The sequence below is a fragment of the Dendronalium phyllosphericum CENA369 genome, assembly GCF_016056275.1.
In the GTDB taxonomy this organism is placed as follows: domain Bacteria; phylum Cyanobacteriota; class Cyanobacteriia; order Cyanobacteriales; family Nostocaceae; genus Dendronalium; species Dendronalium phyllosphericum.
This window is the reverse complement of the sequence record NZ_JAECZA010000106.1, coordinates 1-12720: the sequence shown is the minus strand read 5'-3', so window position 1 is coordinate 12720 and position 12720 is coordinate 1. Positions and strand designations below refer to the sequence as shown.

General features: G+C 42.0%; 11 protein-coding genes and 1 pseudogene. 8 read left to right on the top strand and 4 right to left on the bottom strand.

The window, feature by feature from the left end:
• Positions 1 to 93 precede the first annotated feature (93 nt).
• From I8752_RS19415 to guaA, 7 genes and pseudogenes are all read left to right on the top strand, one after another.
• Positions 94 to 393: a DUF7734 family protein gene (locus tag I8752_RS19415; RefSeq protein WP_214433936.1), complete on the top strand. Its 300-nt coding sequence runs from the start codon at positions 94 to 96 to the stop codon at positions 391 to 393.
• Positions 394 to 414: 21 nt separating this feature from the next.
• Positions 415 to 1338, top strand: coding sequence for an HNH endonuclease (locus I8752_RS19410; protein WP_214433935.1), 924 nt, complete (start codon positions 415 to 417; stop codon positions 1336 to 1338).
• 84 nt (positions 1339 to 1422) lie between these two features.
• Positions 1423 to 1536, top strand: a pseudogene (locus tag I8752_RS19405) (cobalt-precorrin-5B (C(1))-methyltransferase); the annotation flags it as partial.
• A gap of 62 nt (positions 1537 to 1598) precedes the next feature.
• Positions 1599 to 1790, top strand: a complete 192-nt coding sequence (locus tag I8752_RS19400) for a DUF6888 family protein (RefSeq protein WP_214433934.1) — start codon at positions 1599 to 1601, stop codon at positions 1788 to 1790.
• Positions 1787 to 1999: a DUF6887 family protein gene (locus I8752_RS19395; RefSeq protein ID WP_214433933.1), complete on the top strand. Its 213-nt coding sequence runs from the start codon at positions 1787 to 1789 to the stop codon at positions 1997 to 1999. The genes I8752_RS19400 and I8752_RS19395 overlap by 4 nt, the downstream gene beginning before the upstream one ends.
• Positions 2000 to 2186: 187 nt before the next feature.
• On the top strand, positions 2187 to 3299 hold the full coding sequence (gene cbiD / locus I8752_RS19390; protein ID WP_214433932.1) for a cobalt-precorrin-5B (C(1))-methyltransferase CbiD: 1113 nt from the start codon (positions 2187 to 2189) through the stop codon (positions 3297 to 3299).
• A 221-nt stretch (positions 3300 to 3520) separates the two neighbouring features.
• The gene (gene guaA / locus I8752_RS19385; protein ID WP_214433931.1) at positions 3521 to 5143 is read left to right on the top strand and encodes a glutamine-hydrolyzing GMP synthase; all 1623 of its coding nucleotides are present in this window, start codon (positions 3521 to 3523) and stop codon (positions 5141 to 5143) included.
• 29 nt (positions 5144 to 5172) lie between these two features.
• Here the strand turns inward: guaA and I8752_RS19380 are convergent, their stop codons facing one another.
• The 4 genes from I8752_RS19380 to I8752_RS19365 form a co-directional block, all read right to left on the bottom strand.
• A complete protein-coding gene (locus I8752_RS19380) occupies positions 5173 to 5532 on the bottom strand; it encodes a hypothetical protein (RefSeq protein ID WP_214433930.1) in 360 nt (119 codons plus the stop codon).
• A 133-nt stretch (positions 5533 to 5665) separates the two neighbouring features.
• Positions 5666 to 8752: a PAS domain S-box protein gene (locus I8752_RS19375; protein WP_214433929.1), complete on the bottom strand. Its 3087-nt coding sequence runs from the start codon at positions 8750 to 8752 to the stop codon at positions 5666 to 5668.
• A 2-nt stretch (positions 8753 to 8754) separates the two neighbouring features.
• The gene (locus I8752_RS19370; RefSeq protein ID WP_214433928.1) at positions 8755 to 9210 is read right to left on the bottom strand and encodes a response regulator; all 456 of its coding nucleotides are present in this window, start codon (positions 9208 to 9210) and stop codon (positions 8755 to 8757) included.
• A 4-nt stretch (positions 9211 to 9214) separates the two neighbouring features.
• Entirely contained in the window at positions 9215 to 11473 is a 2259-nt protein-coding gene (locus tag I8752_RS19365; RefSeq protein WP_214433927.1) for an ATP-binding protein, read from the bottom strand.
• A 743-nt stretch (positions 11474 to 12216) separates the two neighbouring features.
• On the opposite strand from I8752_RS19365, the gene I8752_RS19360 reads away from it, so the two are divergent.
• Positions 12217 to 12615 carry a response regulator gene (locus I8752_RS19360; RefSeq protein ID WP_214433926.1) on the top strand — a complete coding sequence of 133 codons (399 nt, stop codon included), beginning with the start codon at positions 12217 to 12219 and terminating at the stop codon, positions 12613 to 12615.
• Positions 12616 to 12720: the final 105 nt, after the last annotated feature.

Below are 12720 nucleotides of genomic sequence, written 5' to 3'. Positions count from 1 at the left end.
GGGGGAGCAGGGGAGCAGGGGAGGAAGAATTTTACAATCGTCTTCGCTCTCACAATTGAATAATTTAATTTCTGGAAGTCCCTAATTAATTTAATGAATAACTCTATTGGCAAGCGGCTGGAACAATACACCACCAAACGCCCACAAGAAGTTTTAGTTGTAACGCTGGAAATAGGCGACGAACAAGATAAAATTGCCATTTTTAAAGGTTTTTCTAGTTCTTTAATGCGCCCAACTGCTTTTGACCCTGATGTGCCAGTTATACCAGATGGGGCAACAATCATTATTATTGACCGCATAGGAAGTCCATACAATCCGGAAGCACCCCGTTATATTAAAAGAGGACTTTCTTGGGAAGAGATGCAAGCTTTGCTATTAGAAGTGGGAGTTTAACTAAATTTTGTTGCAAGTTACATGACCATCAGTCAGAGAGATATCAAGCTTCTTTGGGGTAGAGCTGCGAGCAGATGTGCTTTTCCAAGTTGCAGACTTCAATTAACTCAGGACAGTGAAACCACTTCAAGTAGTATTCTAATTGGTGAGCAGGCACATATTGTTGCGAAAGAATCAAATGGGCCTCGCGGTAATAGCCTTCTTACACCGGATGAAAGGGACTCTTACGATAACCTAATTCTTTTATGTCCTACTCACCATACGATTATTGACAAAAATGTAGAGGATTTTCCAATTGAGAAGCTACATGCTCTTAAGACTAATCATGAACTTTGGGTTCGGCAAACACTATCTCAAACATGGGATTTAAACCAGCAGGCCAGAGATATTATTTATACGAGTTTGATTGATTCAGCAGTTGAAAATTGTCATCTGTTGCTATGGAAACAATGGACATTAGATACGCTAAGACCGATTCCAAGATGGCCTTACGAATTGCCAGAACATTTTCTTGAGTTTCGACTAAAGGTGATCAGCACCGATTTTCCTGGTACTTTAACGGAGTTGGAAAGATCGGTTAAAACCTTAAGTATGTTACTTGATAAGGCTACTAGAGTTTTTCAGAAACACTGTAACATTGCAAAGGATAATGATGGAAATCTATTTTACGATGCCGATCAATTTTATCAAATTTCAGAAAGTCAAGAATTTAATGATTGGGTAGAAGAGTGCTATCAGCCGATTATTGATTCTACAAAAGCAGCAAATTGGTTTAGGGAAGTTGTTAGAAGAGATATAAACCCAATGTTTTTTGCTGCCGAAGGTAAATTTATTGCTACATATCCTTTTACCGGAGATATAGGGCTTTCACCGTCATATTTAGTGCCAGTATATACGCAAGAAGAAAAGGATAGCCTTCCTGACTCTTTGTCAGAATATGAATAGCCCGCGAAGTTATTAAGGGGTCTAAATTACCGTCTGAGACCGTCTTCAATTTTAAAGAATTCTTTTAACTTTTGAATTAACCAAATGTCCCGTTCTGGATACACACCGCCAGTATTTGCCTGTGCTTGGGCTGTTGCAGCTTTACATTGGTTGCGCGATCGCCAAACCCTAAAAGTTGCGTTGGTGAATTTGATTGAAAAGCATTAACTTACATGGGTTCCAAATAGTTGTTATCAGTTGGTGAGTTACACTGAACAAGTATGGAACCCAATAATAAGCAAACTCAGGGACTCTATAGACTTTGTTATAGGCTAACTAATGCAATCTACACTGGCTGGCAGTACAAAGCTGTTGAGCTTGTCAGGATGGATGAGCGCACTGGGAACTTATACATACTTGCTGGAGATAGTCTTGATTTTGAAATCAAGCCAACTGGAGGATATGAGCCATGACATCGGCAAACTACGAAACAATGAACCTTGATGAGTTACGCCAGTATGTCCTGACTCATCGAGAAGACCTACATGCTTTTCATGTTTATATCGATCGTTCAAAAGCCGTAGGGCGAATGATTACAATTAATCCAGACGATCTAGATTGGGAGGAAACTTTAGAGCAGAGGATTCAGCAATCAATCTCTGGTGAAGCAGAGTCAAGCTAGAGGCAGCAAGCGACAGCATAACAACCTAATTGCACTCGACCGTTGAAAGGTATCTGTTACGAGTTCTAGGTTATCTACAGCGGGTGAAGCAGAACGTTACCCTGAAGCAAGCTACAGTTCGGGTCTAAATTACCGTCTGAAACTATCTTCTATTTTGAAAAATTATTTTGACTTTTGAATTAACCAAATGTCCCGCTCTGGATACACACTCCCAGTATTTGCCTGTGCTTCAGCTATTGCAGCTTTACATTGGTTACGCCATTGTCAACCTCTAAAAGTTGTGTCAGTGGATTTGATTGAACCAGCGCAAATAGTAGAAATACCAATCGAACAGGTAGCGGGTCTATCTGAAAATATGGCTTTGGCAATTACCCACAGTGACCCTGGTGATAATCTCGACCTGACTAAGAATACACCAATTTGGGCAATGGTGGAATGGCGAGAAGAGGGTGAAGCTGTAATTATTCGGGGGGGAGAAGGGATTGGCAAACAGCTAAATGCTGATGACAAGCCTGCTATTTATGCTTATGCTCAACGCTTGCTTCAAGAAAACTTGCGTCGGATGCTAGCACCAGGAGAAAAAATTACTGTCACAATTATCCTACCGGAGGGGCGATCGCTGGCTGTTCGTACTTCTAATGCGGCGTTTGGCGTTGTCGAAGGACTTTCTCTGTTAGGAACAACGGGTATTTCTCAACCTTTAAGTACACCCGCCCAACTAGACGCTTTTCGCAGTGAATTGCAACGCAAAGCCGATTCTTTTGAGAGTTTAGTATTCTGTATTGGCGAGAACGGCTTAGATTTAGCGGCAACACTCGGTATTAATCCCGAACGATTAGTAAAAACTGCTAACTGGCTGGGGCCAATGTTAGTGGAAGCCGATGTTCTAAATGTTAAAGAAATCTTATTATTTGGCTATCATGGCAAGCTGTTAAAACTGGCTGGAGGAATTTTTCATACTCATCATCACCTTGCTGATGGTCGGCGGGAAATTCTAGCAGCACACTGTGCCCTAGCTGGTTTAAAGTCAGCAGATATACGAGCAGTATTTAACAGTGCTACCGCTGAAGCGGCACTAAAGTACTTACGTAACTTAAACGCTTCAACGGGTGGCGATTGGGTTGAGCGAGTTTATACGGCGATCGCCCAAGCTATCGATACTCGTTCCCAAGAATACATTCAAAGCCATAGTAGCAGGGGTGTAGCAGCTACAGTTTGTGGCTCGATTCTCTTTGACCGCGATCGCAAAATTATTGTTAAGAGCCAAACTGGCTGCATCTTGATGGGAAAATTATGTTAATTTATTATGAATAATCATAAATAATCCAAATAAATATCTTTTCAGTAGCCACCCTTAGATCGGTTATTCTTTTCAATACCATGCCATATCCATTATCTAAACAAACGCATTCTACCTCGCGTTTGTAAGGGATTTTCTTACCATTTCAGAGCCTAACTAGGCTCCTAAGTGGTATTTAGTTAAACCATAGAGCGACATCTACCTTACATTTACACCCCATCATGAATACAGCGGTGACTCTACTAACCGACCAAGCGCCTCAAACACTTGAACCTTTGGGGCGATTAGATCGTCAAATGATTGTTATTCTGGACTTTGGTTCTCAGTATTCCGAACTAATTGCCCGTCGCATCCGCGAGACTCAAGTATACTCCGAAGTTCTTTCTTATCGCACTACATCCGAACAATTGCGGCAGCTAAACCCTAAGGGGATTATTCTCTCTGGCGGCCCAAGTTCAGTTTATGGTGATAGCGCTCCCCATTGCGACCCAGAAATCTGGAATTTAGGAATTCCCATTTTGGGTGTCTGTTATGGTATGCAATTGATGGTCAGCCAACTCGGTGGAGAAGTAGCAAGAGCCGATCGCGGTGAGTACGGCAAAGCATCAATATATATAGATGACCCAACAGACTTGCTGACTAACGTCGAAGATGGCACGACAATGTGGATGAGTCATGGAGACTCAGTTACCCAAATGCCGCCAGGATTTGAATTACTAGCCCACACAGAAAATACTCCTTGCGCTGCCATTGCTGACCATGAAAGGAAACTTTACGGCGTACAGTTCCATCCCGAAGTAGTGCATTCAATTGGCGGCTTGGCATTAATTCGCAACTTTGTTTACCACATCTGCGATTGCGAACCCACTTGGACAACAGCGGCTTTTGTAGAAGAATCCATTCGAGAAATTCGTGCCAGAGTTGGTGATAAGCGGGTGCTATTGGCGCTGTCTGGGGGAGTAGATTCTTCTACCCTGGCTTTCTTATTGCATAAAGCAATCGGGGATCAATTGACCTGTGTATTTATCGACCAAGGCTTTATGCGAAAGTATGAGCCAGAACGCTTGGTAAAGCTGTTTCAAGAGCAGTTTCACATTCCAGTAGAGTATGTGAATGCCCGCGATCGCTTCTTAACTGCAATTGCTGATGTTACAGATCCCGAAGAAAAACGCCGTCGCATCGGACATGAATTTATTCGGGTATTTGAAGAAACATCTAAACGCCTCGGTCACTTTGACTATCTGGCTCAAGGTACTCTATACCCAGATGTAATCGAATCTGCTGATACCAACGTCGATCCCCAAACTGGCGAACGGGTAGCGGTGAAAATCAAGAGCCATCATAACGTTGGCGGGTTGCCCAAAGACCTGCGCTTTAAACTAGTGGAACCGCTACGGAAACTTTTTAAAGATGAAGTCCGCAAAGTTGGGCGTTCTATTGGTTTGCCAGAAGAAATTGTCCAACGTCAACCTTTCCCCGGCCCCGGTTTAGCAATTCGCATTTTGGGCGAAGTCACCGCTGAACGGTTGAATATCTTGCGCGATGCCGATTTAATTGTGCGGCAAGAAATTAACCAACGTGGCTTATATCATGAGTACTGGCAAGCATTTGCTGTATTGTTACCAGTTCGTAGTGTTGGCGTTATGGGCGACCAACGTACTTATGCTTTCCCGATTGTCTTGCGAATTGTCAAGAGCGAAGATGGCATGACTGCTGATTGGGCGCGAGTACCTTACGATGTCCTAGAAGTCATTTCTAACCGCATTGTCAATGAGGTAAAAGGCGTTAACCGCGTGGTTTATGATATTACCTCCAAGCCGCCTGGAACCATCGAGTGGGAGTAATTAAGTAAGTAGGGTGGGCATTGCCCACCTTATTTAGGTTTCTTTTGCGAACCGTTAAAGGCAGCAGATCCATGCCCCCAAGATGGGTATTTGCCAGTAATTGCTACAAACCCAGCAGGTAAACCCCAGACGCACAAACCAGCAATCGCTTTAGGTAAAGACGGCTTGCCTATTTCACTGATTACATAACAGATGTACATAGTCAAAACAGTAGCAGCAATCAGTCGGATGGCAATAGGACGCGCACGCTTAGAAAAGCAAGATACGGCTATCAGCAACAGAAAAACCACTAAACCCCAAAGTGCTGGTATATCGAAGGCACTGGGGATAACCATGAGTGTAAATAATATGGCAGCAATCCCTAGTATCCAGCGGGCAGTAGGACTCATGTATAATGTGTAATTTGTGAGCTTGATTAATTTTAACTACACAAAAAACTATTTATTAACCGAGTATTTACTTAAGCACTTCTGAAGAATAGTTAGTTGGTAGGCTAAATTTTGAGTGTTTAATTTTTAATTGCTACAACGGTAATTTAATGGCGAAGGTAGATCCTTGTCCTTCGCCAGGGCTACTAGCTTGAATAGTACCACCATGAAGTTCTACTAAATGACGAGCGATCGCTAAACCCAATCCTAAACCAACTTGTTTGTGAATGCGACCTGCCTGCCGATAGCGTTCAAAAACGTAGGGCAGAAACTCCGAACTAATGCCGATACCTGTGTCACTTACCTCTATCAGTGCTGAGTCAGAAGAATTTGGTTCGGGACACACGCAAAGACGCACATCCACTCTTCCCTGTGATGGGGTGAACTTAATAGCGTTCGAGAGTAGATTACCTAGAACTTGTAGCAAACGGTTAGTATCGCCCGTAATGGATGGAATTGACTCATCAAGTATAGATTCTAAATGAATGCCCTTAGCATTTGCGGATGGATAGGCAGTTTTAATCGCCATCTTCACAATATTAGCTAAATTGACTGGACTGACTTGTAGCTGTAACTTGCCTCGAAGGATGCGGGAGATATTTAGCAAGTCTTCTAGGAGTGTTGCCTGAGATTTAGCATTGCGTTCGATGGTTTCCAAAGCAGTGGCGAAAGTATCTGCATCTAGTTTGCGAGTTCGTAGCAGTTCCGCCCAGCCGATAATAGCATGTAGTGGCGATCGCAAATCGTGAGATACCATGGCCACAAATTCATCTTTAGCTTGATTGGCTGCCTCAGCTTCCGCACGGGCGACTTGTTCGAGTTGCAAAAGTCGGTCGCGTTCGGCTTCTAATTGTTTGCGATCGTTAATATCTGTACCTGTACCAAACCACATTACCACATGTCCTAGCTCATCCTTGATCGGTACAGCTCGTGCTAGATGCCAGCGATAATTGCCGTCACGACTTTTATAGCGGATTTCCTGTTCGTAAGATTTTTCTGTCTGCAAGGCTTGTGTCCATACCTGCATAACTACTGGCAGATCCTCTGGATGTATAACTTTTGTCCAGTCAAACTTCAACGCCTCGTCAATCGTTTGCCCAGTAAATTCACACCATCGTTGATTGACATGCTCGTATTCTCCCTTAGCATCGCAAATCCAAACAAGTTGGGGAATGGCATCCGATAAGTAACGGTAGCGTTCTTCGCTGCGACGCAGGGCAACTTCGGCAAGTTTGCGTTTAGTGATATCGATAACGAAGCAGACCGCATAACCCTCCTTCTCTGTACCTTCAGTGCAAGCAATTCCCAAAAGAACAGGAACGCGAGTTCCATCTTTGCGACAATACTCCTTCTCAAAAGGAGTGCAAACTCCAGAGACTTGCAGTTCTTGAACTTTTTGTCGGTCGAGGTCTTGGTATTCGGGTGGTGTCATCAAATCCCAGCGCATGACTCCGGCTTCTAGTTCCTCGCGGGTGTAATCAAACATTTCTAAAAAAGCATCGTTCGCTTCATAAATTTGACCGCTGAAGTCACCGAAATAAATACCAACTATATTAGATTCCACAATGCGTCTAAACTTGGCCTCGCTTTGGCGCAATGCTACTTCAGCATGTTTGCGAGCGCTAATATCCATCATACTGCCCACTGCCCGCACTGGTTCTCCACGAGCATCTCGCGCAATCACTCCTCGATCCAGTACATACAGATATTGGTTATTTTTATGACGCACTCTATATTCTGCGCTGTAGCGATTTTGATTAGCAGATATGTTCCGGAAGTAATTACCTAGGTGCTCTCTATCATCAGAATGGATCTGCTCTATCCACCATTTCTGGTTTGGTTCCGCCTCTTGTTGGGAATAGCCCAAAATTCGCGTTAGCCCCTCAGTTCTGTCAACCGTATTTTTTTGTATATCCCAGTCATATATGAGACTGTCAACCGCAGCCGCCGCCAATTGGAAACGCTCGTTGCTTAAGCGTAGCTGCTCCTCTGTATGTTTGCGATCGCTGATATCAATGGTTGTACCAATAATCTGCTGTGACGAACCGTCAGAATTTCTAGTAAATACAGTATCTCGACTACAAAACCAGCGCCATTCTCCATTGGCATGTCGCATTCGATACTCATTTTCTAAAACTTCACCCTCCTGGGCTGAGTTAACTCGTTGCTGATACATGGGGAATTGAGCTAAATCATCAGGATGCATTAATTTTGGCATGAACTCAGTGCCCATATCCTGAATTTGTTCGGGTGTATACCCAAGCAGTTGCGTAATCTGATGATTGATATAAATGCTGCGCTGTTCGACTAAGTCGTAAACGTACAAAATTCCTGGAGTTGTTTTTGCAATCCGTTCGATAAATTGCTGACTCGCGCGCAACCGTTCCTCAGCCTGTTTTTTTTGTGTCACATCTCGCCAAGAAGCAACAAAGCCATCTCCCATTTTGGTAATGCGAATATCAATGACTTTGAGCGATCGCTGTTTGCTAGCAAAGGAAGTATATACTAGTGATTCTTTCACTAAAGGTTGGCTCGTTTCTACAACTCGGCAGAACTCATCAAACAAGCCATCTTCACAAAAATGGGGTAGGATTTTGCCCAGTCCTTTGCTCTGCTGTTCTTCTTGAGTAATGCAAAAAAATTCACAAGCAGCAGCATTCACATAATCAACGCTAAAGTCTTCGATTTCACCCGCGCGATCGCGAATCGCTGAGTAAATGCCAAAGCAGTCTAGCATATTCTCAACCGAAGTCCGGAAACGCTCTTCACTTCGTTGCAGTTCTTGGCGTAGCCGTACATTTTGAATTGCTGAATGGATAGTAGAGCGCAAACGTTCGGCTGTCGTCTGTCCTTTAACTAAATAATCTTGGACACCACTTTTCATTGCCTGTACAGCCAAAGCTTCATTGCCATACCCTGTTAACATGATTGCAGCAGGCATTGCTTGCTTGGCCAGAAGTTGTAATTCTGCCAGAAATTCCAGACCATCCAAGTCTGGTAAGACAAAGTCTAATAAAATACAATCAGGCTGAAACTGCTGACATAAAGCTAACGCTCCTTCTCCTGATTCTTCTTCGAGAATTGTGTAACTGTGTTCCTCATCTTGCAGCAAATAGCGACGATAAACCTGACGGTCTTCCAGACAATCGTCAATAATTAAAACAGTTAGCGGTTGTGCCATGACTAATTGCTAACAGCATCGGGGAGAATGACAAGATCCAACCAATAAGTTATAAAGCTTTGAATTGTTTGTACCAATCTCTTGATATCGATTGGTTTCAAAATATAACTAGCAACACAATGTCGGTAACATATTTCGATATCTTTAGGGTTGGCAGATGTGGTAAATACAATCACAGGAATAGTTTTGAAGCTTCCATCCTGCTTGATTTGCTCTAAAACTTCTCGCCCATCGGTTCCCGGTAAATTCAGGTCGAGTAAAATAATCGAGGGGCGGGGAGCAGTTTGAGCATCGCTATACGAACCTGTGTGGTAAAGAAAATCGAGTGCTTCATCACCATCAGTACAACGAAAGATAGGATTGATAACAGCTTGTCGGTACATAACTCGGCACAAAGCTTCAAAGTCTTCATCGCTGTCTTCAATTACTAGCAAAGTTTGGGTGGCGTTACCAATCATCGGTTCAATCTACTCCCGCCAAGGTGAAATAGAAAGTACTACCTCGGCCATAAGTTGACTCCACCCAGATTTTACCTCTATGCCGTTCCACAATTTTTTTGGCAATGGTTAATCCTGCCCCAGTACCACCGCCATATTTGCTCGGCCCGTGCAGTCGTTTGAATATGCGGAAAATTGCTTCAAAGTGTTTTTCGCGAATGCCAATGCCGTTGTCTCGCACATAGAATGTGACTGGTGCGGCTGGATTATCAATATAGCCAATTTCAATCCATTTTTCGGCTTTATCGTTGTATTTAATGGCGTTGGCAATCAAATTATTAAAGACTTCGCCTACTTGGATGCGATCGCAATACACTGTTAGTAGCAATCTCGGAATGCGAATTTCTACATTCATCTCCTCAATTCGCGCACTTAACAAATCTAAACTTTGACTTATTACACTATTGAGGTCAGTCTCCTGCATCGAGAGATCCACCCTTCCCAAGCGGGAAAAGTGCAGTAGCGAATCAATTAAATCCTCCATCCGCTGAGTCAGACGCATCAAGGTAAGTAACTTGGCTTTACCTTCTGCATTGATAGTTTCGCCGTAGTCTTCAATTAAAAAATTAGAGTAATTGTGAATGCCGCGCAATGGTTCTTTCAAATCATGAGAAGCAATGTAGGCAAAAGCATCCAATTCATTATTACTGCGTTCTAATTCGATATTAATTTGTGCTAATTCATCTGCTTTTCGCAACACCACGCCAATAATTGCATTTCTCAACTCCAATGCTGCGCTGATTTCACAAGATTTCCAAGGAAGCGACTTTAACAGCACCGTTTCTTTCCATAACTCAAACGACTTGCGGGGTGATAAGCGGATGCTGCCGTTTGCTATCACCTCTACAGGTTTATTAGGGTTGCCTCCCCAATTTACAGTTCGCACCACCTCTGGACGAAACCATAAAACATAGTTTTTCTGAGTTTTAGAAATGGAAATTACCATCAAACCGCTGGCAACATCCCGAAATTTTTCCGCTTCTGGGTAAAATTGTGCTAGCGAATCAGTATAAAAAATCTCTTCCTGCCGATTTTGAGCAATCCATTCCACTAAATTGTGAATATCTTGTTGTTCGGGAGTATTGCCAATAGGAAAATAGTTGCCATTAAAACAAACTACAGTTCCTTGAGCATTTACAAGATGTAGTAGATTTGGATTCTTGTTAATTAACCCATCAATAAAGTTATTTTCTAATGACATGTACTCCATTAATTTTGTATTGATAGATTTCAACTGAATTTTGTATTCAGTATCTTCAATATCCTCTCTAGCACTCATTTCTAATGATGTCATCTGTGCCAAAAACTCACAATTGCTGCGAATTTCATAGGGAATATATTTAGGTTTTTGATGATGACAGGCAATTAGTCCCCACAGTTTTTGGTTTTTCATAATAGAAATTGACATTGATGCTGCTACGCCCATATTGTGCATGTATTCAGTGTGTAAGGGTGACACACTCCGCAATACTGACCTACTCAAATCTAAAGGCTGGTCATTCAAAGGGTTATTCGTTGGCACAATTGCTACTGGTTGATATTTAGCATCTGGTATTATTCTCAACCAGTTTTGGCTGTAGAGATTTCTAGCTTGTTGGGGAATATCAGAAGCAGGATAGTGCAAACCTAAATAAGCAGTGAGATACTCCGGCTTTTCTTCAGCAATAATTATGCCATTCCAGTTTTCATCAAATCGATAAACCATCACTCGATCAAAACCAGTTATTTTTTTTACTTCTTTAGCAAGTATCTGACTGAGTTCGGTTACAGTGGATGCTACCTGTAACTTTAACATTGCCTGTTTGACTAAGTGATAGAACTGAAAAAATGCATTAGTTTTTGCTGCTGCCAGAGGTTCTAGCTCAAGAATCAAAGTACTATTAGAACGATGAAGAATTCCATCAAAATGCAAAATATTGCCATTGTTTTTAATATTAAATTCGACAGGATTAACTATTGGTAAATCTTCTTGATATAAACAATCTCTTAATAAATTTACTTGGTCTGATTCCAGTAAGTTACTCAAATTTTGATTGAGTAATTCTTCGGGATGTACCCCAAAGATATTGAATGTATTCTCGCTGACTTGCAGGATAGTTAAATCTGCTTCTTTTAACGCTAAAAGGACTCCATGTGGCTGAATAAAGCCAGGAATATGAATTGGCTCTTTGTTGCAGTTGCTGAGGTCAACGGGGAAAGGTATAGTAACATCGTTAGTATTCACGTTCGAGTTCCCGTATTACAAATTAGCAATAGTCTGAGACTGTTTTCAAATGGGTAGTAGAGAAAAGATATTTTCATACCCTTGTTGTCTGATTCTTCTTCCACATCGGGTTTTCACTTCCAAGCTTTGAATTCAAAAATGCGTAAGCCCTTGCACCTCTTTGAATTTATCTTTATCTGAAAAACCTATATTTGCAATAGCAAATTAGGAAACGAATTTTTATGTTTTCGCAATAGAATATGATGTCTTAAAAGCTTTGAGCAGTGAAATTTGCTATCTTGATTTTTACTACCCTCTGTTAATATCTGCTGCTTTTTTGGCTGCTAGTCTACAATCCAAGCATAACTATATATAGTACAGGTTTAGTCAATCCGGTTTGTAATAATGACCCTTGGCTGCCCGAAGAGTAGTTCGCAATTACTTTAAAATTACTAGATTTTCGCGTAAATCTCTGTTTATATGACTGTGAATAAAAGTTTAAGTTTATTAAGTTAGATTAAAATATCCTGTATGATTATGATTTATAAAGTTTTTATGTATAAGGAGTTACAAAAAACAAATTTTTCGGAATTTCTAGTGAATAAGAACTACAAATGTTAGCGATCGCAGTTGAATAAGTTGAATTATTTAGTAATAACAATTGACGCGATCGCAGTAAAATTGCGATTGAGATGGTCAGTGAGGAAAAAAGAAATAGTCAGTTTAGTTGTAATTATCTGTTTTCCACCAGCAATGGAGATTTTATGGAACCTCCTCTTCCTCTAGCTGGCTTAAACATCCTCGTAGTTGATGATGATGATGATAGCCGCTTTTACATTACTACCGTACTAGAAGCAGATGGAGCCACTGTTACAGCAGTTGCATCGGCAGTAGCGGCGCTAGAAGTGTTAGCTGAGTGGCAACCTGATGTTTTTATCTGTGATATTGCTATGCCCGGAGAAGATGGCTACACCCTGATCCGTAAGGTACGCGCATTGAAAGCAGATAGAGGCGGAAAAGTCCCCGCAGTTGCTTTAACTGCCTATGCTGATAGTGAGGATCGTATCCGTGCCTTAGAAGCTGGCTTTCAGACTCATGTGCCTAAACCAGTAGACCCAGGAGAATTAGTAGCGATCGTAGCAAATGTAGTCAGTAGTCAGTAGTCAGTTGTTAGTTGTTAGTTGTTAGTTGTCAGGAGGCAGAAGTCGCAAGTCGCAAGTCGCAAGTTATTCTCCCCCAGCTCCCTCATCCCCCTCATCCCCCTCATC

Coding starts and splice junctions, on each gene's coding strand:
- I8752_RS19410 (WP_214433935.1), top strand. CDS start 415: ATGACCATCAGTCAGAGAGATATCAAGCTTCTTTGGGGTAGAGCTGCG.
- I8752_RS19370 (WP_214433928.1), bottom strand. CDS start 9,210: ATGATTGGTAACGCCACCCAAACTTTGCTAGTAATTGAAGACAGCGAT.
- cbiD (WP_214433932.1), top strand. CDS start 2,187: ATGTCCCGCTCTGGATACACACTCCCAGTATTTGCCTGTGCTTCAGCT.
- I8752_RS19400 (WP_214433934.1), top strand. CDS start 1,599: ATGGAACCCAATAATAAGCAAACTCAGGGACTCTATAGACTTTGTTAT.
- guaA (WP_214433931.1), top strand. CDS start 3,521: ATGAATACAGCGGTGACTCTACTAACCGACCAAGCGCCTCAAACACTT.
- I8752_RS19375 (WP_214433929.1), bottom strand. CDS start 8,752: ATGGCACAACCGCTAACTGTTTTAATTATTGACGATTGTCTGGAAGAC.
- I8752_RS19380 (WP_214433930.1), bottom strand. CDS start 5,532: ATGAGTCCTACTGCCCGCTGGATACTAGGGATTGCTGCCATATTATTT.
- I8752_RS19395 (WP_214433933.1), top strand. CDS start 1,787: ATGACATCGGCAAACTACGAAACAATGAACCTTGATGAGTTACGCCAG.
- I8752_RS19415 (WP_214433936.1), top strand. CDS start 94: ATGAATAACTCTATTGGCAAGCGGCTGGAACAATACACCACCAAACGC.
- I8752_RS19360 (WP_214433926.1), top strand. CDS start 12,217: ATGGAACCTCCTCTTCCTCTAGCTGGCTTAAACATCCTCGTAGTTGAT.